At 66.8% G+C, this 26,507-nt stretch carries 20 protein-coding genes and 2 rRNA genes (1 of these 22 only partly in view); 16 read left to right on the top strand and 6 right to left on the bottom strand.

Going from position 1 to position 26,507, the window contains the following annotated elements; genetic code table 11:
• From ACSQ9E_RS10015 to ACSQ9E_RS10035, 5 genes are all read left to right on the top strand, one after another.
• Positions 1–1,788: ribosomal RNA gene (locus tag ACSQ9E_RS10015) — 23S ribosomal RNA — on the top strand; it begins 1,091 nt to the left of the window's first position.
• Between the two features lie 150 nt (positions 1,789–1,938).
• Positions 1,939–2,051, top strand: a 5S ribosomal RNA gene (rrf, locus tag ACSQ9E_RS10020).
• Positions 2,052–2,261: 210 nt separating this feature from the next.
• Positions 2,262–3,131 carry a hypothetical protein gene (locus ACSQ9E_RS10025; RefSeq protein ID WP_436217632.1) on the top strand — a complete coding sequence of 290 codons (870 nt, stop codon included), beginning with the start codon at positions 2,262–2,264 and terminating at the stop codon, positions 3,129–3,131.
• Between the two features lie 36 nt (positions 3,132–3,167).
• Positions 3,168–3,776: a sigma-70 family RNA polymerase sigma factor gene (locus tag ACSQ9E_RS10030; protein ID WP_436217633.1), complete on the top strand. Its 609-nt coding sequence runs from the start codon at positions 3,168–3,170 to the stop codon at positions 3,774–3,776.
• Complete coding sequence (locus tag ACSQ9E_RS10035) at positions 3,773–4,918, top strand: ankyrin repeat domain-containing protein (RefSeq protein WP_436217634.1); 1,146 nt, start codon at positions 3,773–3,775, stop codon at positions 4,916–4,918. The genes ACSQ9E_RS10030 and ACSQ9E_RS10035 overlap by 4 nt, the downstream gene beginning before the upstream one ends.
• A gap of 44 nt (positions 4,919–4,962) precedes the next feature.
• Here the strand turns inward: ACSQ9E_RS10035 and ACSQ9E_RS10040 are convergent, their stop codons facing one another.
• Positions 4,963–5,817, bottom strand: a complete 855-nt coding sequence (locus tag ACSQ9E_RS10040; RefSeq protein ID WP_436217635.1) for an SDR family oxidoreductase — start codon at positions 5,815–5,817, stop codon at positions 4,963–4,965.
• Between the two features lie 90 nt (positions 5,818–5,907).
• On the opposite strand from ACSQ9E_RS10040, the gene ACSQ9E_RS10045 reads away from it, so the two are divergent.
• Genes ACSQ9E_RS10045 through ACSQ9E_RS10055 form a run of 3 tightly spaced genes read left to right on the top strand, consistent with a single transcriptional unit; the run spans position 5,908 to position 7,387 of the window.
• Positions 5,908–6,387 (top strand): winged helix-turn-helix transcriptional regulator, encoded by a 480-nt coding sequence (locus ACSQ9E_RS10045; protein WP_436217636.1) that lies wholly within the window; start codon positions 5,908–5,910, stop codon positions 6,385–6,387.
• Positions 6,388–6,434: 47 nt separating this feature from the next.
• Positions 6,435–6,935: an N-acetyltransferase family protein gene (locus ACSQ9E_RS10050; RefSeq protein WP_436217637.1), complete on the top strand. Its 501-nt coding sequence runs from the start codon at positions 6,435–6,437 to the stop codon at positions 6,933–6,935.
• Positions 6,936–6,976: 41 nt separating this feature from the next.
• Entirely contained in the window at positions 6,977–7,387 is a 411-nt protein-coding gene (locus ACSQ9E_RS10055) for a YybH family protein (protein ID WP_436217638.1), read from the top strand.
• Positions 7,388–7,398: 11 nt separating this feature from the next.
• On the opposite strand, the gene ACSQ9E_RS10060 is transcribed toward ACSQ9E_RS10055, so the two are convergent.
• The gene (locus ACSQ9E_RS10060; RefSeq protein ID WP_436217639.1) at positions 7,399–8,550 is read right to left on the bottom strand and encodes an FAD-dependent oxidoreductase; all 1,152 of its coding nucleotides are present in this window, start codon (positions 8,548–8,550) and stop codon (positions 7,399–7,401) included.
• Between the two features lie 77 nt (positions 8,551–8,627).
• Between ACSQ9E_RS10060 and ACSQ9E_RS10065 the strand changes: the two genes are divergently transcribed.
• The 4 genes from ACSQ9E_RS10065 to ACSQ9E_RS10080 are packed head-to-tail and all read left to right on the top strand — an operon-like array spanning position 8,628 to position 10,668.
• Positions 8,628–9,047, top strand: a complete 420-nt coding sequence (locus tag ACSQ9E_RS10065) for a MarR family winged helix-turn-helix transcriptional regulator (protein ID WP_157422020.1) — start codon at positions 8,628–8,630, stop codon at positions 9,045–9,047.
• Between the two features lie 50 nt (positions 9,048–9,097).
• Complete coding sequence (locus ACSQ9E_RS10070; RefSeq protein WP_436217640.1) at positions 9,098–9,958, top strand: HEAT repeat domain-containing protein; 861 nt, start codon at positions 9,098–9,100, stop codon at positions 9,956–9,958.
• 28 nt (positions 9,959–9,986) lie between these two features.
• Entirely contained in the window at positions 9,987–10,238 is a 252-nt protein-coding gene (locus tag ACSQ9E_RS10075; protein ID WP_436217641.1) for an Imm32 family immunity protein, read from the top strand.
• A 19-nt stretch (positions 10,239–10,257) separates the two neighbouring features.
• Complete coding sequence (locus ACSQ9E_RS10080; RefSeq protein WP_436217642.1) at positions 10,258–10,668, top strand: DUF7684 family protein; 411 nt, start codon at positions 10,258–10,260, stop codon at positions 10,666–10,668.
• Between the two features lie 25 nt (positions 10,669–10,693).
• Here ACSQ9E_RS10080 and ACSQ9E_RS10085 read toward each other — a convergent pair whose 3' ends face one another.
• Genes ACSQ9E_RS10085 through prpC form a run of 4 tightly spaced genes read right to left on the bottom strand, consistent with a single transcriptional unit; the run spans position 10,694 to position 16,596 of the window.
• Positions 10,694–11,557, bottom strand: coding sequence for an isocitrate lyase/PEP mutase family protein (locus tag ACSQ9E_RS10085; protein ID WP_436217643.1), 864 nt, complete (start codon positions 11,555–11,557; stop codon positions 10,694–10,696).
• A gap of 47 nt (positions 11,558–11,604) precedes the next feature.
• On the bottom strand, positions 11,605–12,798 hold the full coding sequence (gene prpF, locus ACSQ9E_RS10090; protein ID WP_436217644.1) for a 2-methylaconitate cis-trans isomerase PrpF: 1,194 nt from the start codon (positions 12,796–12,798) through the stop codon (positions 11,605–11,607).
• 1 nt (position 12,799) lies between these two features.
• Positions 12,800–15,406, bottom strand: a complete 2,607-nt coding sequence (acnD, locus tag ACSQ9E_RS10095) for a Fe/S-dependent 2-methylisocitrate dehydratase AcnD (RefSeq protein WP_436217645.1) — start codon at positions 15,404–15,406, stop codon at positions 12,800–12,802.
• A gap of 35 nt (positions 15,407–15,441) precedes the next feature.
• Complete coding sequence (gene prpC / locus ACSQ9E_RS10100) at positions 15,442–16,596, bottom strand: bifunctional 2-methylcitrate synthase/citrate synthase (RefSeq protein ID WP_436217646.1); 1,155 nt, start codon at positions 16,594–16,596, stop codon at positions 15,442–15,444.
• Between the two features lie 190 nt (positions 16,597–16,786).
• Between prpC and ACSQ9E_RS10105 the strand changes: the two genes are divergently transcribed.
• The 4 genes from ACSQ9E_RS10105 (at position 16,787) to smc (ending at position 26,479) form a co-directional block, all read left to right on the top strand.
• Positions 16,787–18,247 carry a short-chain fatty acyl-CoA regulator family protein gene (locus tag ACSQ9E_RS10105; protein ID WP_436217647.1) on the top strand — a complete coding sequence of 487 codons (1,461 nt, stop codon included), beginning with the start codon at positions 16,787–16,789 and terminating at the stop codon, positions 18,245–18,247.
• 194 nt (positions 18,248–18,441) lie between these two features.
• Positions 18,442–21,603 carry a bifunctional diguanylate cyclase/phosphodiesterase gene (locus ACSQ9E_RS10110; protein ID WP_057203233.1) on the top strand — a complete coding sequence of 1,054 codons (3,162 nt, stop codon included), beginning with the start codon at positions 18,442–18,444 and terminating at the stop codon, positions 21,601–21,603.
• A gap of 46 nt (positions 21,604–21,649) precedes the next feature.
• The gene (locus ACSQ9E_RS10115; protein ID WP_057267874.1) at positions 21,650–22,717 is read left to right on the top strand and encodes a GGDEF domain-containing protein; all 1,068 of its coding nucleotides are present in this window, start codon (positions 21,650–21,652) and stop codon (positions 22,715–22,717) included.
• Positions 22,718–22,954: 237 nt separating this feature from the next.
• Positions 22,955–26,479: a chromosome segregation protein SMC gene (gene smc, locus ACSQ9E_RS10120; RefSeq protein WP_436178646.1), complete on the top strand. Its 3,525-nt coding sequence runs from the start codon at positions 22,955–22,957 to the stop codon at positions 26,477–26,479.
• The last annotated feature ends 28 nt before the right edge of the window (positions 26,480–26,507 follow it).

Here is a 26,507-nt window from a genome sequence, read left to right on the forward strand (position 1 = left end):
CTCACTGATCGAGTCGTCCTGCGCGGAAGATGTAACGGGGCTAAGCCAGTTACCGAAGCTGCGGATGTGCAATTTATTGCACGTGGTAGGAGAGCGTTCTGTAGGCCTGTGAAGGTGTCTGGTAACGGATGCTGGAGGTATCAGAAGTGCGAATGCTGACATGAGTAGCGTTAAAGGGGGTGAAAAGCCCCCTCGCCGTAAGCGCAAGGTTTTCTACGCAACGTTCATCGGCGTAGAGTGAGTCGGCCCCTAAGGCGAGGCAGAGATGCGTAGCTGATGGGAAACAGGTCAATATTCCTGTACCGATGTGTAGTGCGATGTGGGGACGGAGAAGGTTAGCTCAGCCAACTGTTGGATATGTTGGTTCAAGCCTGTAGTCGTGCCTGGTAGGCAAATCCGCCGGGCTTAGATGAGGGGTGATAACGAGTCTGCTTGCAGACGAAGTGAGTGATACCCTGCTTCCAGGAAAAGCCACTAAGCTTCAGCTACACACGACCGTACCGCAAACCGACACTGGTGCGCGAGATGAGTATTCTAAGGCGCTTGAGAGAACTCAGGAGAAGGAACTCGGCAAATTGATACCGTAACTTCGGGAGAAGGTATGCCCCAAGTAGGTGAACTCGAACAGAGGGAGCCCAACGGGGTTGCAAAAAATCGGTGGCTGCGACTGTTTAATAAAAACACAGCACTCTGCAAACACGAAAGTGGACGTATAGGGTGTGACGCCTGCCCGGTGCTGGAAGATTAAATGATGGGGTGCAAGCTCTTGATTGAAGTCCCAGTAAACGGCGGCCGTAACTATAACGGTCCTAAGGTAGCGAAATTCCTTGTCGGGTAAGTTCCGACCTGCACGAATGGCGTAACGATGGCCACACTGTCTCCTCCTGAGACTCAGCGAAGTTGAAATGTTTGTGATGATGCAATCTCCCCGCGGAAAGACGGAAAGACCCCATGAACCTTTACTGTAGCTTTGTATTGGACTTTGAACAGATCTGTGTAGGATAGGTGGGAGGCTTTGAAGTGATGTCGCTAGATGTCATGGAGCCAACGTTGAAATACCACCCTGGTGTGTTTGAGGTTCTAACCTAGGTCCATTATCTGGATCGGGGACAGTGCATGGTAGGCAGTTTGACTGGGGCGGTCTCCTCCCAAAGCGTAACGGAGGAGTTCGAAGGTACGCTAGTTACGGTCGGACATCGTGACGATAGTGCAATGGCATAAGCGTGCTTAACTGCGAGACTGACAAGTCGAGCAGATGCGAAAGCAGGACATAGTGATCCGGTGGTTCTGTATGGAAGGGCCATCGCTCAACGGATAAAAGGTACTCTGGGGATAACAGGCTGATACCGCCCAAGAGTTCATATCGACGGCGGTGTTTGGCACCTCGATGTCGGCTCATCTCATCCTGGGGCTGTAGCCGGTCCCAAGGGTATGGCTGTTCGCCATTTAAAGAGGTACGTGAGCTGGGTTTAAAACGTCGTGAGACAGTTTGGTCCCTATCTTCCGTGGGCGCTGCAGATTTGAGGAAGCCTGCTCCTAGTACGAGAGGACCGGAGTGGACACACCTCTGGTGTATCGGTTGTCACGCCAGTGGCATTGCCGAGTAGCTAAGTGTGGAAGAGATAACCGCTGAAAGCATCTAAGCGGGAAACTCGTTTCAAGATGAGATCTGCCGGGGCCTTGAGCCCCCTGAAGAGTCGTTCAAGACCAGGACGTTGATAGGTCAGGTGTGGAAGCGCAGTAATGCGTTAAGCTAACTGATACTAATTGCTCGTGAGGCTTGACCCTATAACTTTGATAGCCGTGTACGCTCCTTCATGGATGTGTGCAAGCTTCGAAGATTGTTATGCCAAGTTGACGCAGTCAAAACACATAAAATCTGATTCCACTCTATGAATTCGTTGTCTTGCTCCAAGAGCAAGTCGACTCCAAGTTATGCCTGATGACCATAGCAAGTTGGTACCACTCCTTCCCATCCCGAACAGGACAGTGAAACGACTTTGCGCCGATGATAGTGCGGGTTCCCGTGTGAAAGTAGGTCATCGTCAGGCTCTTATAGCCCCAAACCCCCTCAGTCTCCAAAGGACTGGGGGGTTTTGCGTTTGGGGGTTTGAAATGCATTCGACCTTCCGGCCGATTCCTGAGGGCCGCCTGGCCCGGAAGCCTTGGCCCCACTATTTTTCATTTTTTTTGGGTGGCGCTTAACCCCGTTCATCCCCGCCGTTCGTTTCACTCAGCACCAACACTTTGATGGAGCTGCCATGAAATCCGGTTCATTCATTCTTCCCGCTCTGGCTGCACTGCTGGCGCTGGCCAGCCTGCCGGCCCAGGCCATTGGCCGCCTGGCCGATATCACCATCGTCGACCGCGAAACCGGCGCCACGTTGCCGGTGCATTACGCCAAAGGCGAATACTGGGTGGCCGGCCGCCCTGGCGCGCGCTACGCCGTCACGGTGCACAACCGCGTGGGCGAACGGGTGCTGGCCGTGCCCTCGGTGGACGGCGTGAATGTGCTCAGTGGCGAGACCGCCGCCTGGGACCAGCGCGGTTATGTGTTCTCTCCCTACGAGCGTTACCAGATCACTGGCTGGCGCAAGAGCAGCAGCGAGATCGCCGCCTTCGAGTTCTCCAGCGCAGGCAACTCCTATGCCGGCCGCACCGGCCGGCCGGCCAACGTGGGCGTGATCGGCGTGGCGCTGTTTCGCGAGCAGCCGCCCTTGCCCGCGCGACCCGTGGTACCCGAGGTCTTGGGCCAGCGCCGCGACAGCAGCAGCGACAACAGCCTCGGGCGCCTGCGCGAGGAGCCGGCGTCGCCCGCCGCCGCAGCTCCCGCCCCCGCCTCGGAAGCCGAGTCGTCCGCGCGCTCGCAGTCGGCGGGCAGCCTGGCGAAGGCGGCGCCAGCACCATCGCCCAAACTGGGCACGGCGCATGGCCAGCGCGAGACCTCCGTGGTCACGCAGACCACTTTCACGCGGCTGCAGGAGCAGCCCAATGAAGTCATCAGCATCCGCTACGACAGCCGCGAGAACCTGGTCGCCAGCGGCGTGATCCGCGAGCAGCCGGTGCGGCCACCGGTACCCCGCGCGTTTCCGCAGTCGGACAACGTGTCCTATGTGCCGGACCCGAAGTGATGGACGCTGGCGAAGTCTTTCAGACTTCGCCGGTGGATGAGGGCCCCGCATAATGCACAGGTGCCGCCCCTCCCATCACCCGACGACACCGACGAGACGCTGATGCTGCGCTATGCCGGGGGTGAGCTGGGCGCGTTCGACACGCTCTACAGCCGGCACGAGCTGGCGGTATGGCGGTTTGTGTTTCGCAGCGTGAAGGTCCATGCGGTGGCCGACGACCTGCTGCAGGACGTCTGGTTTGCCGTGGCGCGCAATGCCGGCAGTTATGAGGTCAAGGCGAAATTCAGGACCTGGTTGTTCACCCTGGCGCACAACCGGCTGGTGGACCATCTGCGCACCGCCAAGCACCACGCCAGCCTGGACGCGAGCGACGATGACGAGCGCAGCCTGGTGAACACCCTGGCGGCAGACTCCGGGTTCGGCCCGGTTCGGCAATTGCAGTCGCGCGAGCAGGCGGCGGCGCTGATCGCGGCGGTGGAGCAGCTGCCGTTCGAGCAGCGGCAGGCCTTTCTTCTGCAGGCCGAAGGTGACCTCGGTGTACACGAGATTGCACAGGCCACTGGCGTCAGTTTTGAAACCGCTAAGAGCCGCCTGCGCTATGCGCGGGCCAGCCTTCGCCAACAGCTACAGGAGTTTGCACCATGAGCGCGCGGGACGACGAGCTGACCCAGCGGTACCGCGAAGCCAGCGAACAGGAGGATGCCCGCCCCGGTGCCCATGTCCGCGCTGCCGTGCGTGCGCATGCGCAGATGCTGGCGGTAGCCCCGTTGCCCATCGCACCCGCCGCCCCCAGCCCGGAGGCCGCCAACCAGTCACGATGGAAGATCACGGCCCTGGCCACCGTGGCGGTGGTGGGCCTGACCGGCTTGCTGCTGCTGCAGTTCCAGCGCGGGACGCCCGAAGAACAGGAAATCGCCTACGGCCAGCGCCGTGCCGAAGCGCCTGCGCGCGCGCAGCCGTCTGCTGTCGCACCCCCTGCGCCTGCGCCGGCAGAAGCGCCTTCGGCCGCCCCTGCAGTCCCTGCCGCACCCGCGGTGCCGCAAGGCCGCGCCCGCGATGACGCCAGTCCATCGGCCAGGTCCGCGGCGCAAAAACCTGCTGCACCAGCGCTGGGCCAGGCAGGTCCACTGGCCAAGACGGCACCCACACCCGCCATGCGGGAGGCCGACTCCCCAACGGCTGCGGGCGCGGCCGGCGCGGTGTCGGGCTTCCCCGCATCGCCGCCTCTCACGGCCGACCGCTCGTCGGTGGCTGGATCTGCGCCTCCAGTGGTGCCCCCCGCTCCACGCGGTGAAATACGCGAGCGTTTGGCCATGCAGGATGCCCCGGCTGCTGGGGCGGTGCCGCCGCCTCCAGCTGCAGCACCCGCCCCAGCAGCCGAAACTTCCCGCTCCGCCGCACCGGTTCAGGCACTGCCAGTCCCTAAGGCGGTCCTCAGGCGGCAGGACAGCAGCGCGGCCGACAACAGCCTGGCTGCGGCCGCGCCCCGTGCCGACAGCGGGGACGGCGCCCCGTTGCCCGATGACTTGCGGGAGGCGGCCCGCACGGGCCAGGCGCTGCAGGTGGAAAGCCTCATCCGCCAGGGGGCACCCATCGACGCGCGCGACAGCGCTGGCAGAACGTCACTTATGCTTGCCGCCATGAATGGCCAAACCACCACGGTCCAGAAACTCCTGGCCCTGGGTGCCAACCCGGCCCTGGTGGACCGCGAAGGCCTGGGCGCCGCGCAGCACGCCAAGCGACTGGGTTACACGCGCATTGCCGACCTGATCGAAGCCGCCCCATGAGGCCGTGGGAGTAGGGCACCTGCGGGCGCCTCACCCCTTTGCCATCAGCCCTTCAAGACCGCTGCCACCGTGGTTGCCAGCGGCGTCGTGGCCCTGCCGATCAATTGGCTCAGCTGGTGGCCATCGTCGAACAGGGCGCCCTTGGCCGCCGCCGCGTCCGAATCGGCCAACAGCGCGGCAAAGCCTGCCGGCAGGCCCACCTGCACCAGGGCGGCCTGGTAGTCGGCTTCGGGCAGGTCCTTGTAAACCACGGTCTTGCCCGACTGGCGTGCGATCTCTGCAGCCAGGGCCGCCAGGGTGTAGGCACTGTCGCCCGCCAGCTCGTACACGCGGCCGGCCTGGCCGTCGGTGGCCAGCACCACGGCTGCGGCTTCGGCATAGTCCACGCGCGCCGCCGAGGCGATGCGGCCGTTGCCCGCGCTGCCCAGCACGGCGCCATGGGCCAGGGCGGCCGGCACGCTGGCCGTGTAGTTTTCGGTGTACCAGCCATTGCGCAGCAGCACCACGGGCAGGCCCGAGGCGCGCAGCATGGCTTCGGTCTCCACATGCTCCGCAGCCAGGCCCAGCAGCGAGCTGTTGGCACGCAGCACGCTGGTGTAGGCCAGCAGTTGCACGTTCGCACGCTTTGCCGCGTCGATCACCGCCTTGTGCTGCGCCGTGCGCTGGCCCACTTCGCTCGATGAGATCAGCAGCAGCTTGTCCACGCCCTGGAAGGCCGTATCGAGCGTGTCGGGCTGCCCGTAGTCGGCCTTGCGCACCTGCACGCCCAGGGCAGCGAGGTCCTGGGCTTTTTCGGGGTTGCGCACGGCCGCTACGATCTGGGCGGCGGGGATGGTCTTGCGCAGGGACTGGATGACAAGGCGGCCGAGCTGGCCGGTGGCTCCGGTGATGGCGATCATGGTGAAAAACCTTGGTTGAAAAAGACAGAGAAGGCAGAATAACGGTCAAGCTAACTTTTTGTAAGTACGCACATAAAGGTAAGTACCCCTATGTCTGCAAACCTTTCACCACCACCCACCGAAACGGCCTCCCCGGACGGAATTGCCGAGCGGCTGCAGCGCGGCCAGCTGTTCGCGCCCGATTGCCCATCGCGCGCGGTGCTTCAGCATGTGACCAGCCGCTGGGGCGTGCTCGTGCTGGTGGCCCTGCTCGCGGGCACACACCGCTTCAGCGATCTGCGCCGCAAGGTAGGCGGCGTGAGCGAGAAGATGCTCGCCCAGACCCTGCAGTGGCTGGAGCACGATGGTTTTGTGCTGCGCGTGTCCCACCCGGTGGTGCCGCCCCATGTCGAATACAGCCTGACGCCCATGGGCACCGAGGTGGCACGCCAGGTCGAAGGGCTGGTGGACTGGATCGAGGGCAACCTGCACCGCATCATGGACAAGCACCGGGCGGATGCGGCAGGCGCTGGCGCTGCCGTGCAGCCTGTCGATCCGGGTGCGGGATGGGTGTTCTCCGCAGGCCTGTAGACTGCGGTGGCTCGGGGCATGGGCCCCGCTGACTGGAGATCTGCGGGATGAACCTGTCCATCGAACCGGTGGCACCAGCGCATTTCGAGGGCCTGTGGCGCGCCCTCGACTCGGTCGCGCGCGAGAAGCGCTTTCTGGCCTTTACCGAGGCGCCGCCCTGGGAGTCCTCGCGCGCCTTTTATGAGCACATCATCGCCAACGACCAGTGCCAGGTGGTGGCCGTGGCCGACGGCCAGGTCGTGGGCTGGTGCGACGTCCTGCCCGGCACGGGGCAGACGCGGGCGCATGTCGGCACCCTGGGCATAGGGCTCATTCCTGGTGCGCGGCACCGGGGCATTGGGGCGCAACTGATGCGCGCCGCCATCGACGGTGCCTGGGCCCGGGGGCTGACGCGCATCGAGCTGAGCGTGCGTGCCGACAACGCCAATGCCAAGGCCCTGTACGAACGCCTGGGCTTCGAGCTGGAGGGCATTCGCCGCCGTTCGGTGCGCGTGGATGGGGACTACCATGACAGCCTGGCCATGGCACTGCTGCGAGACCACGCGTAGCGGACGTTGGCGGCCCGACAGGCACCTTTGCGGGAGCGACCATGTACTCTGAAGACGAAGCGCATATCCGGGCACTGATCGAGACCTGGATGGTGGCGACCCGTGCCGGTGACGTGGAGGCCGTGATGGGCCTGATGACTGACGACGTGGTCTTTCTCATGCCCGGCAGGCCAGCCATGTCCAGGGCCGATTTCGAGGCCGCCGCCAAACTGCAGGCCGGCGATGCCGGGCCCAGGATCGATGGCACGAGCGAGATCCAGGAAGTGCAGGTGGCTGGCGACTGGGCGTTTACCTGGTCGCAACTGAGTGTGACCGTCACCCCACCCGGCGGTGCTGCGCCGCCCATCGTGCGCTCGGGCCCGGTGCTCACCTTGTTCCGCAAGGAACGGGGCCGCTGGCTGCTGGCCCGAGACGCGAACATGCTGGCGGTGCAGGCGCCACCCCCCACCTGATCCTGCCTGTCTCAGGCGGCCTGCGCCTCGTGCATGCGCATGTGGCCAAGGGTCAGGGCCAGGCTGTCGTGCGACAGCTCGGTGGCAGCGGCCTCGGCGGAGCCGGCGGCTGCCTGCAGCACGCGCTCGAACATGTGCTGCTCGTAGTCCTTCACCGCCCGGGCCCAGCCCACCTGCTCGATCAGGCGCATGGCCAGGTCGCTGGCGTCCAGCATGGCCGCATTCACCCCCTCGCCGCCAAAGGGCGACATCAGGTGGGCGGCGTCGCCCAGCAGGGTCAGGCCCTGGCGGTGCTGCCAGCGGTGGCCGACGGGCAGGGCGTGGATGTGGCGGGCGACGAAATGGTCGTTGCTGGCGCGAAACAGGTCGGTGATGCCCTCGGCATGGTCCGCAAACTCGGCCAGCAACCCCTCGCGCACGGCTGCGGGCAATGCGAAGTCGAAGCGTTTGTGCGCCCAGTCGGTCGGCACCCTGAAGATGGCATAGCCACGCACATGGGCGTTGCCGTTGCGCTGGGCGATGATCTCCTTGCCGCCACCGCACACCTGCAGCTTGCCGCGGCCCACCAGGCGCGAGAGGGCCGGGTGCCGGGCATCGATGTCGTCAATGCCGAACTCGATGAACGTGAGCCCACTGTACTGCGGCTGGTAGGCCGACAGCAGGGGCCGCACGCGCGACCATGCGCCGTCCGCACCGACCACCAGGTCGAAGGGCCCGGCCTCGCCATCCTCCCCATCGGCCAGCACCAGCGTCCAGGTGCCCTGGCCTGCATCTGCCACCTCCACCAGTTCACAGCCCCAGCGCACGCAGCCGGCCGGCAGGGCATCGAGCAGCATGCCGCGCAAGGCGGTGCGGTCCACCTCGGGCCGGTTGCCGCTGCTGGTGTCGGCCGAGTCGAACAGCACCTGGCCCGCCTGGTCCAGCAGGCGCGAACCCTGGTCGTCGTAGCGCGCAATGCGCTGGAACGGCTCCAGCAGCCGGGCGCGCTCCAGCGCCAGCAGGCCCGAGCCTTCGTGCAGGTCCAGCGTGCCGCCCTGGGGGCGCACCAGCGGCCCGGCTTCGCGTTCGAACACGGTGCTGGCCATGCCGGCCAGGTGCAGTGTGCGGGCCAGCGTGAGCCCACCGGGGCCGGCGCCGATGATGGCAATGCGGGGATAGGTCATGTGCGCCAATCAAGTTAAATAGGATCCTATTTATATTAAAATAGGCACCTATGCAAAGTCAAGCAAGCTCCGTCACGATGAATCCCCTGAAGATGATCGGCCACGTGGCGCGCGGCTTCACGCGCCTGGGTGACGCCCGGCTGCGCGACCTGGGCCTGGCCATGGGCCAGTTGCCCGTGCTCGTCTCGCTCAAGGACGGCGCAACGCGCTCGCAGGCCGAGCTGGCGCAGATCGCCCAGGTCGAGCAGCCCAGCATGGCCCAGTTGCTGGCGCGCATGGAGCGCGACGGCCTGGTCCAGCGCACGCCCGATCCGGCCGACGGCCGCAGCCGGCTGGTATCGCTGACGCCTGCGGCCCGGCGCAAGCTGCCCCAGGGCAAGGCCCTGCTCGATGCGCAGGTGGATGAGGCGCTGGCCGGCTTTACGCCGCAGGAGGTGGAGCAGTTGGGCGCGATGCTGGTGCGCATCGGCGGCAATCTGGAGCGCATGGAAGCGTAGCCGCGCGCGAGCGGGGCGATGGGGCGGCCGCTGGGGCTAACATCGTGTTCATGAAAAGGCCATCCCGGAACCTGAGCCGGCAGCGGACCCCGCAGCAACTGGTGCGCAGGGCACTGCGTGCCTGGGACACTGACCGGGGCTGGAGTGCCGTCGTCGAAATGCAGTTGCGCGCTTCTCCACCGCTTCTGGACCTGGTGCGATCACTGTGTGCGAGCCGCAACTGGAGGCGCCGGGCCCTGGGCTTGCATGTCGCGTCACAGTTGCAGCGGCGCAGGCGTCCAGGCACGGGCGGCGCGATGGAATACGCCCTGGATGCCAGGCAGGCACTGCTGCTGGCAGGCCTGATGGATTCGCACTCCGGCGTAGTCTGTGCCGCAGTGTCGGGTCTCGGGCATCGACCACATCCAGATGCTCTGGAGACCCTGGTGGTGTTGGCGAGGCATGCCGACAGTGCAATGCGTTGGAATGTAGCCGTATCGCTGGATTGCTACCAGGATCCGGCCGCCATCGGCGCGTTGATCCAGCTGGCAACCGACGTGGACTCGGACGTGCGCGATTGGGCCACCTTCGGCCTTGGCACCTTGCAGAACGCCGACACGCCGGGCCTGCGCGAGGTCCTGTGGCGCAATCTGAGTGATGAAGATGAGGACGTCCGGGGTGAGGCCCTGGTGGGCCTGGCGGCACGGCAAGACCTGAGGGTGATCGACCACCTCTTGGCGCAACTGGGGCCCGAATGCCGGGTTTATCAGCTGGATGCGGCAGAGCAGTTGGCAAGCCCCTTGCTGCTGCCCGCACTCCAGGCCCTTGCGGATGGTTTGCAGGGCAGCGAGCGGGAGGGCTATTGGTTCGGATGTCTGCAGTCCGCCGTGGAGGCCTGCTCGCCGGCCTTGGCGCCGGATTCATTGGGTTGATGCAAGGGCAATGATTTAGCATGCTTCCATGAAGCTTCACGGATACCCAAAGGAAGGCCCGCAGGATGTCGGTGCGTCCGCTGAATTGGCAGAGGTGACATTGGAGGCCAGCCCGCAGGAGTTGCGCGATATCGCCGCATTCTTCCTGTCGGCTGCAGATGAAATGGACCGAATGGGCGCGGCCTATGACCATTTGCATCTGGGAGATGCCATGCCCGAATTCAGAACCTCGCCGCATTTGACGGTGTTTCGATGGGTCTCGGAAAATGATGGGTGTTGAGCCCAAGACTCTCGCGCCAGTGCACTACCTGCACCTTTTACCGGGTGGTCAACTGCCGCTGGTCTCCAACTTCTTACCAAGCCGGGTGGTGGTGATTGCCGAGGTGGATGTGGCTCCCGCATGGCGGGCGCTTGTAAGCTCCTGGCTCGTGCGTTCAGGTTGCCTTTGCATGCTGACCTGGGGCGAGCGTTGCGACCTGTGGGATGACGTGGTGGACTGGACCTTGCTGGAAGAATTCAAGTTTGGGGATATTCCGGAAGACCGATTCGTCATGACGTCCTGGCACGAAAATCAAACGCTCGACGAGGTTTTTGCCTACTGCAAGCAGTTGGCGCTTTTTGATTCCGTGCCGTTGGCGCAAACGGTGCTCCTGCACATTGCAAGGCAGCCTGCAGAACAACGGATCATGGACGCTTACGTGCAGGCCTAAGGCCTGTCTGCGGTCTCCCCCCCGATCACCGGTACTTCTGCTCCAGCGCATCCCACTCGCTCTTCTTCACCAGCCGCTGCCGCTCCGCAAACGGCGCCACCAGGGCCGGGTCCTCGTCGATGCGCTTCGTGTCGCGCAGCACCGTCAGCGCCTTCTGCATGCCGGCCACCGCGCCCTGCAGCGCGGCATTGGCATACAGCACGATGCCATAGCCCAGGTCGGCCAGTTCCTCGGCGCTGAAGATAGGCGTCTTGCCGCCGATCACCATGTTCATGAGCTGGGGCTTGCTGGCCAGGCGCCGGGGCAGGGCGCGTATCTCCTCGGCCGTGGTCACGGCCTCTACGAACAGAATATCGGCGCCTGCCTCGCCGAAGCGCTGGGCACGCTCCACGGCGGCTTCGAAGCCCTGGGTGGCGCAGGCGTCGGTGCGGGCCAGGATGAGGGTGTCGGGGTCGCGGCGGGCATCCACGGCCGCACGGATCTTGCCCAGCATCTCGTCGGTACTGATCACCTCCTTGCCGTTGAAATGCCCGCAGCGCTTGGGGCTGACCTGGTCTTCGAGCTGGATGCAGTCGGCGCCCGCGCGCTCCAGCGTGCGCACCGCGTGGTAGGTGTTGAGCGCGTTGCCGAAGCCGGTGTCGGCGTCCACGATCAGCGGCAGCTCCACTGCGTCGCGGATGCGCGCCGTGTGGTCGGCAATGTCGGTCAGGCCCATGAAGGCCTGGTCCGGCAGGCCGAACCACATATTCGTCACCCCGGCGCCGGTGACGTAGAGGGCTTCGAAGCCCAGGTCGGCGACCACGCGGGCCGACAGGGCGTTGAAGGCGCCGGGAACGAGGATGCCACGCCGGGATTCGGCCAGGGCTTTGAGGGTCTTGCGGGTGGACATGGATGGATGAATGAACGAAAGATCTTGAACAGGGTTCTTGAAGCGCGTCAGAAGGCGTCGCCGGGCACATGCACCCAGCCGCTCATGAGCACGCGGGCGCTGCGGCCCATTTGGGCCTTGGTCACCGTCCATTCGCCGTTGGATTGCCGGGTGGCTTCGGCGCCCACGCGCAGCGTGCCCGAGGGGTGGCCGAAGCGCACGGCGCTGCGCGGCCCGCCACCGGCGGCCCGATTCACCAACGTGCCCGGGATGGCGGCGGCGGTAGCGATGGCCACAGCAGCCGTGCCCATCATGGCGTGGTGCAGTTTGCCCATGGACAGGGCGCGCACCAGCAGGTCCACATCGGCGGCGGCCACGGCCTTGCCGCTCGATGCGGTGTAGCCGGCCGGCGGCGCGACGAAGGCCACCTTGGGCGTGTGCTGGCGCCGGGCGGCGTCATCCACCGTGGCGATCAGCCCCATGCGCACGGCGCCATGGGCGCGGATGGCCTCGAAGCGCGCAAGCGCGGCGGGGTCGCTGTTGATCGCATCCTGCAGCTCGGCGCCGGTGCAGCCGACGTCGGCGGCATGGACGAAGATGGTGGGGATGCCCGCGTTGATCAGGGTGGCACGCAGCGTGCCCACGCCCGGCACGGTGAGCTCGTCTACGACGTTGCCGGTGGGGAACATGGCGCCGCCGGCACCGTCCTCGTCGGCCGCCGGGTCCCTGAATTCGAGCTGCACCTCGGCTGCGGGAAACGCCACGCCATCGAGCTCGAAATCGCCGGTCTCCTGCACGGCCCCGCCGGTGATGGGCACGTGGGCGACGATGGTCTTGCCGATGTTGGCCTGCCAGATGCGCACCGTGGCGATGCCATCGTGCGGCACGCGGGCGGCATCCACCAGGCCGTTGGCGATGGCGAACGGCCCCACGGCGGCCGACAGGTTGCCGCAGTTGCCGCTCCAGTCCACGAAGGCCGAGTCGATGGCCACCTGGCCGAAGAGGTAGTCCACGTCGTGGCCGGGCCGGGTGGCGGGCGCGAGGATCACTACCTTGCTGGTGCTCGATGTGGCGCCGCCCATGCCGTCGGTCTGCTTGCCATAGGGGTCGGGGCTGCCGGCCACGCGCAGCAGCAGCGCATCGCGTGCGGCGCCCGGTGCCTGGGCTGCGGCAGGCAGGTCTTGCAGGCGAAAGAACACGCCCTTGCTGGTGCCGCCGCGCATATAGGTGGCGGGGATCTTGATCTGGGGTGGGTGGGGCATGTCAGGCAACCGGTGGCTGGGAGGTGGAAGCAAGAAAGTCTTGTGCAAACCGCTGCAGCACGCCGCCGGCCTCGTAGATCGAGGCTTCCTCGGCGGTGTCCAGGCGGCAGGTCATCGGCACATCGATGCGCTCGCCGCCCTTGCGCCGCACCACCAGCACGAGGTTGGCGCGCGGGCGGCGTTCGCCCACCACATCGTACGTCTCCGTGCCATCGAGGCCGAGGGTCAGGCGGTTGGTGCCGGGCTTGAACTCCAGCGGCAGCACGCCCATGCCGATCAGGTTGGTGCGGTGGATGCGCTCGAAGCCTTCGGCCGCGATTGCCTCCACCCCCGCCAGGCGCACGCCCTTGGCCGCCCAGTCGCGCGACGAGCCCTGGCCATAGTCGGCGCCAGCGATGATGATCAGCGGCTGGCCGCGCTGCATGTAGGCCTCGATGCCCTCCCACATGCGCACCACCTGGCCCTCGGGCTCGATGCGGGTGAACGATCCCTTCTTCACCCGGCCATCCACCACGGCCATCTCGTTGACCAGCTGCGGGTTGGCAAAGGTCGCGCGCTGGGCCGTGAGGTGGTCGCCGCGGTGCGTGGCATAGGAGTTGAAGTCCTCCTCGGGCAGGCCCATTTTGTGCAGGTACTCGCCCGCTGCGCTGTCCATCAGGATGGCGTTGGAGGGCGAGAGGTGGTCAGTCGTGATGTTGTCGGGCAGCACAGCCAGCGGGCGCATGCCCTGCAAAGTGCGCGCACCCGCCAGCGCGCCTTCCCAGTAGGGAGGGCGGCGGATGTAGGTGCTCTGTGGGCGCCAGTCGTACAGCGGGCTCACGGCCGCTTCGCCGCTGGCCGCCTGCAGCCGGAACATGGGCTCGTACACGCGGCGGAAATGCTCGGGCTTGACGCTCTGTGCCACGATGGCGTCGATCTCCGCATCCCTGGGCCAGATGTCCTTGAGCGTCACGGGGCGGCCCTCGGCGTCCGTGCCGAGCACGTCCTTTTCGATGTCGAAGCGCACCGTGCCCGCGATCGCATAGGCCACCACCAGCGGCGGCGATGCGAGGAAAGCCTGTTTTGCATAGGGGTGGATGCGCCCGTCGAAATTGCGGTTGCCCGAGAGCACGGCCGTGGCGTACAGGTCGCGCTCGATGATCTCCTGCTGGATCGCCGGGGCCAGCGCGCCCGACATGCCGTTGCAGGTGGTGCAGGCAAAGGCCACGATGCCGAAGCCGAGTTGCTCCAGCTCGGCCAGCAGCCCGGCGTCCTCCAGGTACAGCTGCACGGCCTTGGAGCCGGGCGCCAGGGACGACTTGACCCAGGGCTTGCGCACCAGGCCCCGGGCATTGGCATTGCGCGCCAGCAAGCCGGCGGCGATCACGTTGCGCGGGTTGCTGGTGTTGGTGCAGCTGGTGATGGCAGCGATGATGACCGCGCCGTCGGGCATCTGGCCGGGCGGCTCGGTCCACGGCGCGGCAATGCCGCGTGCCGCCAGGTCGCTGGTGGGCAGGCGCTTGTGCGGGTTGGAGGGCCCGGCCATGCTGCGCACCACGCGGGACAGGTCGAACGACAGCACGCGCTCGTACTCGGCCGTGGCCAGGGCATCGGCCCACAGGCCGGTTGCCTTGGCATAGGTCTCTACCAGCCGCACCTGCTCCGCTTCACGGCCCGTGAGGCGCAGGTAGGCGATGGTCTGCTCGTCGATGTAGAACATCGCCGCCGTGGCGCCGAACTCGGGCGTCATGTTGGAGATGGTGGCCCGGTCGCCCAGGGTCAGCGCCGAGGCGCCGGCGCCGAAGAACTCCAGGTAGGCGCCCACCACCTTCTGCTGGCGCAGGAACTCGGTGAGGGCCAGCACGGTGTCGGTGGCGGTGATGCCGGGCTGCGGCCGGCCGGTCAGTTCCACACCGATGATGTCGGGCAGGCGCATCCAGGAGGCACGGCCCAGCATCACGCTCTCGGCCTCGAGCCCGCCCACGCCGATGGCGATGACGCCAAGTGCATCCACGTGTGGGGTGTGGCTGTCGGTGCCCACCAGCGTGTCGGGGTAGGCCACGCCACCCTGGGCATGTACCACCGGCGACATCCGCTCAAGGTTGATCTGGTGCATGATGCCGTTGCCCGGCGGGATCACCTCGACGTTCTTGAACGCCTTCTTCGTCCACTCGATGAAGTGGAAGCGGTCCTCGTTGCGCCGGTCCTCGATGGCGCGGTTCTTGGCAAAGGCCTCGGGGTCGTCGCCGCCAAACTCCACGGCCAGCGAATGGTCCACGATGAGCTGGGTGGGCACCACCGGGTTCACTTGGGCCGGGTCGCCACCTCTGTCGGCAATCGCATCGCGCAGGCCGGCCAGGTCCACCAGCGCCGTCTGGCCCAGGATGTCGTGGCACACCACGCGCGCCGGAAACCACGGAAAGTCCAGGTCGCGCCGGCGCTCGATCAGCTGGCGCAGCGATGCTTCCAGGGTGGCAGGGTCAGAGCGGCGCACCAGGTTCTCGGCATGCACGCGCGAGGTGTAGGGCAGGTGCGCCCAGGCGCCGGGCTCCAGGGCGTCGACCGCTTCGCGGGCGTCGAAATAGTCCAGCGCAGTGCCGGGCAGGTTCTTGCGGTAATTGGTGTTCATGGACGTGGGGTAGGGCGGTTCGCTTCCTGTGGAATCTACTTGCGCTCGTTGATGGGCACGAAGGCCAGGTCTTCGGGCCCGGTGTAGTGGGCGCTCGGGCGGATGATCTTGTTGTCGATGCGCTGCTCGATGATGTGCGCCGCCCAGCCGCTGGTGCGCGCAATGACGAACAGCGGTGTGAACATGGCCGTGGGCACGCCCATCATGTGGTAGCTCACGGCGCTGAACCAGTCGAGGTTGGGGAACATCTGCTTGGCCTCCCACATCACCGACTCAAGCCGCTCCGCGATGTCGAACATCTTGGTGCTGCCCGCGTCCTCGGAGAGCTGGCGCGCCACGCGCTTGATGACCTCGTTGCGCGGGTCGCTCACGGTGTAGACCGGGTGGCCAAATCCGATCACCACCTCCTTGGCCTCCACGCGGCGGCGGATGTCGGCCTCGGCTTCGTCGGCGTTGTCGTAGCGCTTCTGGATCTCGAAGGCCACCTCGTTGGCGCCGCCATGCTTGGGCCCGCGCAGCGCGCCGATGGCGCCGGTGATGCACGAGTACATGTCGCTGCCTGTGCCGGCCACCACGCGCGCGGTGAAGGTGGAGGCGTTGAACTCATGCTCCGCATACAGGTTCAGCGAGGTGTGCATGGCGCGCTCCCACGCGGCCGATGGTTTCTTGCCATGCAGCAGGTGCAGGAAATGCGCGCCGATGGAGTCGTCGTCCGTCTCCACCCCGATGCGCTTGCCCTGGGTGGACCAGTGGTACCAGTACAGCAGCATGGAGCCGAGCGATGCCATCAGCCGGTCGGCGATGTCGCGTGCGCCGGGCGTGTGGTGCCCGTCCTTCTCGGGCAGCACGCAGCCCAGGGCCGATACGCCCGTGCGCATCACGTCCATGGGGTGGCTGCTGGCGGGCAGCTGCTCGAGCGCCTCCTTCACGCTCGCGGGCAGGCCGCGCAGGGATTTGAGGCGCCCCTTGTAGGCGCGCAGCTCGGCCGTGGTGGGCAGCCTGCCGTGCACCAGGAGGTGGGCGATCTCCTCGAACTCGCAGACATCGGCGATGTCCAGGATGTCGTAGCCGCGGTAGTGCAGGTCGTTGCCCGTGCGGCCCACGGTGCACAGCGCCGTGTTGCCAGCGGTCACGCCCGAGAGGGCGACGGATTTCTTGGGCTTGAGGCTGGCGGCGAGGGTGTCGCTCATGGGGGCTGTCTCCTGTTGCAAAACGGTGGGGGAAAAATGCGTGGGCTGGTGCAGGGCGCTGGTTTGTTGCATGATTCGCAATGTACGCAAGCTCCTATCCCGCGTACAGGGCTGAATTGGCAAATGATTGCGAAGAAAAAATGGATAAATTGCAAATCTTGCGAATGATTTGTGCAGAGGCTGACGCGCCATGAAGAAGACCTTCATGGGCGTGCGCCTGCGCCGCCTGCGCGAGGAGCGCGGCATGACGCAGATCGCGCTGGCGCGCGCGCTCGACCTGTCGGCCAGCTACCTGAACCAGCTTGAGCAGAACCAGCGGCCGCTCACGGTGCCGGTGCTGCTCAAGATCAATGCCGTGTTCGGCGTGGACGTGCAGCGCTTTTCCGACGACGACGAGGCGCGCCTGATCACCGGCCTGCGCGAGGTGCTCGCCGACACGCCTGTCGAGCCCGGTGCCGATGGCACGGAGCAGGCCGTGTCGCTGGCCGAGATCCGCGAACTGGCCTCGGGCATGCCCGCCGTGGCGCGCACCCTGCTGGCCTTGCACCAGCGCCACCGCCAGGCGCTGGAGCGGCTCGATGCCCTGGGCGCCCAGTGGGGCGACGACCGCAGTGGGGCGCTGGCCAGCGCCAGCCACCAGCCCATGGCCTACGAGGAGGTGCGCGACTTCTTCTTTGCCCGGCACAACCACATCGCCGAGCTCGACGACGCGGCCGAGCGGCTGGCCGCCGATTGGGCGCTGCAGCCGGGCCGGGCCGACGAAGGGCTGGCGCGCCGCCTGCAGTCGGCCCACGGCGTGCACGTGGCCACGGTGGCCGAACTGCCGGGCGGGGCGCAGCGCCACTACGACCTCGGCAGCGGTGTGCTGCAACTGGCCCAGGCGCTCGAAGCCGGGCAGCGCGCCTTCCAGATGGCAACGCAACTGGCCTTCCTGGAGATGGGCCCCGAACTGCGTCGCCTGGCCGACGGGGCTGGCCTGTCGGGCGACCAGGCGCGGGCACTGGCACGCATCGGCCTGGCCAACTACTTCGCGGGCGCCTTGCTGCTGCCCTACACCGCCTTCCTGCGCGCAGCCGAGGCGGTGCGCTACGACATCGACCGGCTGGGCCACCTGTTCGGCGCGGGCTTCGAGACGGTGTGCCACCGCCTGTCCACCCTGCAGCGGCCCAGCGCGCGCGGCGTGCCCTTCTTCTTCGTCCGCGTGGACCGGGCGGGCAACATTTCTAAGCGCCAGTCGGCCACGCATTTTCACTTCAGCAAGATCGGCGGCACCTGCCCGCTGTGGAACGTGTACGAGGCCTTTGCCCAGCCCGGGCGCATCGTGCCGCAACTGGCACGCATGCCCGACGGCCGGGCCTATCTGTGGGTGGCTCGCACCGTCACGCGCGGCGGTGGCGGGGCAGGGGGCTGGGGCGCGCCGGGCAAGGAGTTTTCGGTGGCTCTGGGCTGCGACGTGCGCCATGCCGCGCAGCTTGTGTACTCGCGCGGGCTGAACCTGGCCGACCCCGAGGCGGCCGTGCCCATCGGCATGGGCTGCAAGGTCTGCGAGCGCGAGGCCTGCCCGCAGCGCGCGTTTCCGCCCATCGGCCGGGCGCTGTATGTGAATGAGAATCGAAGCCGTTTTGCGCCCTACCCGGTGATCGGTGGGTGATCCTCGGGGGCGACAAAAAAACCCGCCCTTGGTGTTGCATAAACGGTACGGCAAAAACAGCGGCGTTGTTACAAGATGTGGACCCTTGCATGCCGGATGAGGGGCCGAATCCCGCTATCCTCAGGGGCTGTTGCGGCAGTGCCCTGGTACGCCGTGTGCAACCCTGTCTGGCTTTCGCTGACTCCCTGCTCTGAATGGCTTTGCTACCCCTCAACGGCTTCTACCGGCATTGGTTGCCTGGCCTGGGCGTGGCTGCGGCCGGCTTGCTGCTGAGCTTCGGCCTGGCGCGGCAGCAGGCCGATGCCACCGATGCCGTGGCCAAGGCGCGCCTCACGCAGGAGACACGGCTGTTCACCGACGCGCTGGTCCAGCGCATCGCTACGCACACCGAAATCGTGCATGGACTGCGCGGACTGTTTTCTGCCAATCCAAAGCTCACGCGGGCCGAGTTCGAACAGGTGGCCAGCGAGCTCGACATCTCCGAGCGCTACCCCGGCGTGCGCAACCTGTCGTTCACACGCCGGGTGGCGCTGGCCGAGAAAGCCGACTACGAAGCCCGTGTGCGGGGCGACACCTCGATCAACCCCGCCGGCTATCCCGAGTTTTCGATCCGCCCGCCCGGCGAGCGCCCCGAGTACTTCGTGGCCGAGTACCTGTGGCCCATGAAGGGCAACGAGGCCGTGCTGGGCCTCGACATCAGTGCCCAGCCCACCAACCTGGCGGCCATGCAGTACAGCCGCGACAGCGGGCACACCGTGGCCTCGGCCCCGTTCGACCTGGTGCAGGAGCAGACGCACCGCACGGCCTTCGTGATCCGTGTGCCGGTGTTCGACCGTTCGGGTGTGACCGATCTCAAGCCGCAGGTGTTCATCGGGGCCGTGGCCGCCACCATCCGGGTCTATGACCTGGTGCGCTTCATGCGCGGCGAGGGTCTGCTCAACGGCATAGCGGTCTCCATCACCGACCAGGGTCCCTCCCGCCCCGGTGCCACCGACACCACGGTGCGCGTGCTGCTGCCGCCCACCGCAGAGGCCTTGCCGGGCTCGGTGCCCTATGAGCGCGATATCCTGGTGCACGACCGGCGCTGGCGCCTGCGCTTCATGCCCACGCAGTCACTGCTGTCGCTCTCCGAGCGCAGCCTGCCCTGGGCGGCAGGGGCTTCGGGGGCCCTGGTGTCGTTGCTGCTGGCAGCACTGGTCACGCTGCTGGCGCGCCAGCGCACGCAGGCCCTGGCGCGTGCGCAGGTGTCTGACGAGGCCCGGCGCGAAAGTGAAGACCGCTTTCGCGCCCTGTTCAATCAGGCCGCCGTGGGCGTGGCGCAGATCGATACCCAAAGCGGGCGCTTCGTGCGCATCAACCAGAAATACTGCGACATCCTGGGCTACTCGGTGCCGGAGATGCGTGCGCTCGATTTCCGGGCCATCAGCCAGCCCGGGGACCTGGCGCTCGATCTGGCCCAGATGGAGCGCCTCAAGTCCGGCGAGATCCACGAGTTCCGCATGGAAAAGCGGTACTTCCACAAGAACGGCTCCGAGATCTGGGTGGACCTGACGGTTTCGCCCATGTGGACGCCGGGCACTGAACCCGACTTCCACATGGCCGTGGTGCAGGACATCAGCGAGCGCAAGCGCATGGAGCACACGCTGCGCGGCAACGAGGCGCACCTGCGCGGCATTCTGCAGCGCCTGCCCATGGGGCTGTGCCTGGTGCAAAAGGACGGCACCATCTCGTTTCGCAACGAGCGCTTCCTGCAGATCTGCGGCTATACCGCCCAGGACGTGCCCAATGTGGACGTGTGGTGGCAAAAGACCTACCCCGACCCCGAGGAGCGCGAGGTGATGCGCAATGCCTGGCGCGAGGAGCGCCAGCGCGCGGACGACAGCGACGGCATCATCGCCGCCGCCGAATACCACTTCCTGTGCCGCGACGGCGTGGTGCGCCCGGTGGAGGTGGCCGGCGTGCGCATCGGGGACGACCACCTCGTCACCCTGCAAGACCTGAGCCAGCGCAAGGCGGCCGAGCATGAAATCAAGAACCTGGCCTACTATGACCCGCTGACGCAGTTGCCCAACCGCCGCCTGCTCATCGACCGGCTGCAGCAGGCATTGGCCACCAGCGCGCGCCACCAGAGCCACGGCGCGCTGCTGCTGCTCGACCTCGACAACTTCAAGACCCTGAACGAGACCCAGGGCCACGACAAGGGCGACACCTTGCTGCTGCAGGTGGCCAACCGCCTGCGCGCCTGCGTGCACGAGGACGACACCGTGGCGCGCCAGGGCGGCGACGAATTCGTGGTGCTGCTCGAAGACCTGGGCGCCACGCCCGAGGAGGCCGCCGCACGCTGCGAGGAGGCCGGCCAGCGCATTCTGGCCGTGCTGCGTGAACCTTACGCCATTGGCGCCGAGGCGCACCACAGCTCGCTGAGCATGGGCGTGACCCTGTTCAGCGGCGTGCGCGAGACGGTGGACGAGCTGCTGCGCCGCGCCGACCTGGCCATGTACCAGGCCAAGTCGGCAGGGCGCGACACGCTGCGCTTTTACGACCCGCAGATGCAGGCCGCCGTGAGCGCCCGCGCGGCCATGGAGCTGGACATGCGCGTGGGCATGGCCCAGGGCCAGTTCGAGCTGTACTACCAGGCGCAGATCGACCAGGGCCGCATCACCGGTGCCGAGGCGCTGCTGCGCTGGCGCCACCCGCGCGACGGCTTCGTCTCGCCGGCGCAGTTCATTCCGCTGGCCGAGGAGAACGGCCTGATCCTGCCGCTGGGCGAATGGGTGCTGCAGGTGGCCTGCCAGCGGCTGGCCCGCTGGGCACATGAACCCGCCCTGGCGGGCCTGGGCCTGGCCGTGAACGTGAGCCCGCGGCAGTTCCACCAGAGCGGCTTCGTGGCCCAGGTGCTGGCCGCGCTGGCGGGTGCTGGCGCCGACGGCAACCGCCTCAAGCTGGAAATGACCGAGGGCCTGCTGCTCTCGGACGTGGAAGACACCATCGCCAAGATGGGCCAGCTCAAGGCCTATGGGGTCGGTTTTTCGCTGGACGACTTCGGCACCGGGTACTCGTCGCTGTCCTACCTCAAGCGGCTGCCGCTGGACCAGCTCAAGATCGACCAGAGCTTCGTGCGCGACGTGCTCACCGACCCCAACGACGCGGCCATCGCCCGCACCGTGGTGGCGCTGGGCACCAGCCTGGGCCTGCGCGTGATCGCCGAAGGCGTGGAGACCGAGGCCCAGCGCGAGTTCCTGGCGCGCAACAACTGCCATGCCTGGCAGGGTTATCTGCTCAGCCCTCCTTTGCAGGTGGCCGAGTTCGAGGAATTGGTGCGCCGGCATAACGCCCCGGGCCTGCCCCTGGCATGAGCTTGCCACCGGCTGCACAAGCCCTTTGCACCATCTGACCCGCGCCATGCTTTTCAATACGAGGCGATCGCAGCGCCAGGCCCAGCCACCTCCCGAGGCGTTCGATGCCCAGCGCGAGAAGTCGGCCATTGCCGAAATGCTGCTCAAGAGTTCTGCCAAGCTGATCCTCGGGCGGGGCGAGCTGGAGATCATCCGCGGCATCTGCCAGGCGATCGTCGAGGTCACGCCCCATATCCGCCTGGCCTGGACCTGGTTCGGCCCTTCGGACACGCAATCCATCCGCCCCCAGGTGTTCGCCGGCCCGGCGGTCGCATATGCCGAGGCACTGCACATCGAGCGCAACCTGCTCACGCAGATCGGCCCGGCCTTCTCCACCCTGGACGGCAAGCCTGCGCAGGCCTTCACGGTGTCGCAGTATTCGCTGTACGGCCCGTGGCGCGAGGCCGCGCGCGAGCATGGCATCCGCCACGTGTTGGCATTGCCGATCCGCTCCACCTTCAATGGCTACAGCGGCATGTTCGTGCTGTATGCAGACCGCGATGGCTACTTCGACGACCTGGGGGTGGGGCTCTTCTCGGGGCTGGCCGAGCTGTTCGGCTCGCTCATGACGGTGGCCGCCGAGCGTGTTGAGCTGGAACGCGCGGCCTACCACGATGCGCTCACCGGCCTGCTCAACCGGCACGCCCTGGACCTGATCGACCGGCGGCTGTACCGCACCTCGCTGTTCGAGCCGGCCTCGTCCATCCTGATGCTGGACCTGGACCATTTCAAGAGCATCAACGACCGTTTCGGCCACGATGCGGGCGACGCGGCGCTGCAGGCCGTGGCCCGGGTGCTGCGGGACGCCCTGCGCCGGGGCGACGAGATCATCCGCTGGGGCGGTGAGGAATTTCTGGTCTGCCTGCCCCAGACCCCGCTGGCCGACGCCCTCAAGGTCGCCGAGAAGCTGCGCCGCGGGGTGGAGGGGGTCACCGAGCCCGAGCCACTAAGCGTCTCCATCGGCGCCTGTGAGGTGCTTGCGATGCAGCACCTGGCGCAGGCCATCGCGCGCGCCGACCAGGCACTGTTCGACGCCAAATCCCAGGGGCGCAACCAGGTGCGCGTGGTGCAGTGAAACCCGCCTGGGCAGCGGTTCAAAATTGATAGCTGCCAGCGCTTGGCAGGCAAGCGATGGAGTCGGTATTTGTTAAATATTGCAGATGGATGCAGGGGGATTGCCTTCGAGGGGGCTCCCTGGCGCGGGAGCCGGCAGGCGGCGCGGTATCATCCCGCTCTATATTTGCCGGTATTTTTCCGTCTGGCGCCTGTGCGCCCCCTTGCGCCACTCCCATTTTTGCCCGCCCCCTGACACGTGCGTCTCACCTCCATCAAGCTTTCCGGCTTCAAGTCCTTCGCTGAGCCCACCAACTTCATGCTGCCGGGGCAACTCGTGGGCGTGGTGGGCCCCAACGGCTGCGGCAAGTCCAACATCATGGATGCGGTGCGCTGGGTGCTGGGCGAGAGCAAGGCCAGCGAGCTGCGTGGCGAGTCCATGCAGGACGTGATCTTCAGCGGCACCACCACCCGCAAGCAGGCCAGCCGCGCCAGCGTGGAGCTGGTGTTCGACAACTCCGACCACCGCGCCGGTGGCCAGTGGGGCCAGTACGGCGAGGTGGCGGTGCGCCGCGTGCTCACGCGCGACGGCACCAGCAGCTACTACCTCAACAACCAGCCCGTGCGCCGGCGCGACGTGCAGGACGTGTTTCTGGGCACGGGCCTGGGGCCGCGCGCCTACGCCATCATCGGCCAGGGCACCATCAGCCGCATCATCGAGTCGCGCCCCGAAGAGCTGCGCCTGTTCCTCGAAGAGGCTGCCGGCGTCTCCAAGTACAAAGAGCGCCGCCGCGAGACGGAAAACCGCCTCTCGGACACGCGGGAGAACCTCACGCGGGTGGAAGACATCCTGCGCGAGCTCAACGCCAACCTCGAAAAGCTCGAAAAGCAGGCCGAGGTGGCCGCCAAATACAACGCGCTGAACGCCGACGCCACGCTCAAGCAGCACCAGCAGTGGTTCTTGAAGCGCGCCGATGCCGAGGCCGACCAGGCCAAGGTGCGCCTGGATGGCCTGCAGGCCGTGAACGACCTCGAATCGCGCATGGCCGACCTGCGCGCCGTCGAGTCCGACCTCGAGACCATCCGCCAGGCGCACTATGCTGCGGGGGACCACGTCAACCAGGCCCAGGGCAAGCTCTACGAGGCCACGGCCGAAGTCGGTCGCCTGGAGGCCGAGATCCGCTACGTGGTGGAAGGCCGCCTGCGCGTGGAGCAGCGCCTGGTAACCCTGGCCGAGCAGATCGCCCAGTGGTCCGCGCGCAAGGAAGAGGCCGACATCGAGCTCGAAAACCTCGCCGGTGCCGGTGTGGACGCCGAGGAGCGCGCCGAGCTGCTGGCCGCCCAGGTGGAAGAGCAGGCCATGCAGCTGCCCGACCTCGAAGACGCCCTGCGCCAGGCGCAAAGCCGCACCTCCGAGCAGCGCGCCAGCGTGGTCCAGGTGCAGCAGCAGATCGGCGTGCTGGCCGCCGAGCAGCGCAGCATCGACGAGCAAAGCCGCCAGTTCGATGGCCGCTACGAGCGCCTGCGCGCCGACCGCAATGCCCTGGCCGCGCCCGACGAGGCGCGCCTGGCCAACCTGCAGGAACAACTGGACGAGGCCCAGGAACTGGCCGAGACCACCGAGGCCCGCCTGGCCGAGCTGCAGGAGGCCGTGCCGCAGCTGGACGACGACCGCCGCGCCCGCCAGCAGGCCGTGAACAGCGAAAGCGCGCGCCAGGCCGACCTGTCGGCCCGCATGGAGGCCCTCAAAGCCTTGCAGGAAAAGGTCAAGACCGATGGCAAGCTGCGCCCCTGGCTGGCCAAGCACGGCCTCGATAGCCTGCAGGGCCTGTGGAGCCGCATCCACATCGAACCGGGCTGGGAAAACGCGCTTGAAGCCGCGCTGCGCGAGCGCCTGGCCGCACTCGAAGTCGGGCGCCTGGACATGGTGCGCGGCTTCCTGGGCTCGGGCGGCACCGATGCGCCGCCGGCGCGCCTGGCGTTCTACAGCATGCCTTCCGCCGGCACGCCCGAAGCCGCTTCGCCGCATGCGCGCCTGTCCGACCTGCTGCGCCTGAACGACGCCGGCCTGCGCGCCGTGCTGGTCGACTGGCTGCAGGGCTGCTATACCGCCCCCACGCTCGATGAAGCGCTGAACCGCCGCAGCACGCTGCTGCCGGGCGAGGTAGTCTTTGTGCCTTCGGGCCATGCCGTCAGCGCGCACAGCGTGAGCTTCTATGCCCAGGACTCCGAGCAGTCGGGCATGCTGGCCCGTGCGCAGGAGATCGAGCACCTGGAGAAGGAGCTGCGCGCCCAGGCCCTGATCGCTGAGGAATCGCGCACCGCCCTGGTCCGTGCCGAGGCCGCATATGCTGACGCATCGCAGCGCCTGGTGGGTGCCCGCCGCGAGGCCACCGAGGCCCAGGGCCGGGCCCATGAGCTGCAGGTGGAGACCCTGCGCCTGACCCAGCTGGCCGAGCAGACGCGTGCGCGCAGCGCACAGATCGGCGCCGACATCGCCGAGATCGAGGCGCAATTGGCTGACCTGCAGGAGCGCCGCGTGGCCGCCGAGGCCCGCTTCGAAGAGCTGGACATGCAGCTGGCCGACAGCCAGGAGCGCGAGGCCCAACTGGGCGACCGCGTGATCGAGGCCGAGCGCAAGCTGGCCGCCTGCCGCGAGCAGCAGCGCACGCTGGAGCGCCAGGCGCAGGAGGCCACCTTTTCGCAGCGCAGCCTGGAGGCGCGCCGCGGCGAACTCAACCGCTCCATCGAGACGGCGAACCAGCAGGCCGCCTCGCTCACCGACGAGCAGCAGCGCGCCCGCGACGAACTGGCCCGCCTGTCCGACGCGGCCGCCCAGGGCGGCCTGCAGGCTGCACTGGACGTGAAGATGGAGCGCGAGAAGGCCCTGTCTGCCCAGCGTGGCGAGTACGACGACCTGACCGCCAAGCTGCGCGCCAGCGACGAGCGGCGCATGCAGCTCGAGCGCGCGCTCGATCCGCTGCGCGCGCGCATCACCGAATACCAGCTCAAGGAGCAGGCCGCGCGCCTGGGCCTGGAGCAGTACACCACCTTGCTCGCCGATGCCCAGGCCGACCTGGAGGCCGTGGCCCAGTCGATCGCCGACGGCAACGTGCGCGTCTCTGGCCTGCAGGGCGAAATCGACCGCCTGCACCGCGAGATCGCGGCCCTGGGCGCGGTGAATCTGGCGGCGCTGGACGAGCTCAAGCTGGCCAGCGAGCGCAAGATCTTCCTGGATGCGCAGACGGCCGACCTGACCGAGGCCATGAACACGCTCGAAGACGCGATCCGCAAGATCGACGGCGAAACGCGCCAGTTGCTCTCGGGTACCTTCGACACCGTCAACGGCCATTTCGGGCGCATGTTCCCCGAGCTGTTCGGGGGTGGCCAGGCCCGGCTCATCATCACCGGCGACGAAATCCTCGACTCCGGCGTGCAGGTGATGGCCCAGCCCCCGGGCAAGAAGAACCAGACCATCCACCTGCTGTCGGGTGGCGAGAAGGCGCTCACGGCGATTGCGCTGGTGTTCGCCATCTTCCAGCTCAACCCCGCACCGTTCTGTCTGCTGGACGAGGTGGACGCGCCGCTGGACGACGCCAACACCGAGCGCTATGCCAAGCTGGTCTCCAGCATGAGCAAGAGCACGCAGTTCCTGTTCATCAGCCACAACAAGATCGCCATGGAAATGGCCGAACAACTGATCGGCGTGACCATGCAGGAGCAGGGCGTCTCGCGCATCGTGGCAGTGGACATGGAATCGGCCCTTTCGATGGCCGATGCATGACATGATGACCAAGACAAGCTTCCGCAGC

The sequence above is a fragment of the Acidovorax sp. LjRoot118 genome (assembly GCF_964253575.1).
Classification (GTDB): domain Bacteria; phylum Pseudomonadota; class Gammaproteobacteria; order Burkholderiales; family Burkholderiaceae_C; genus Acidovorax.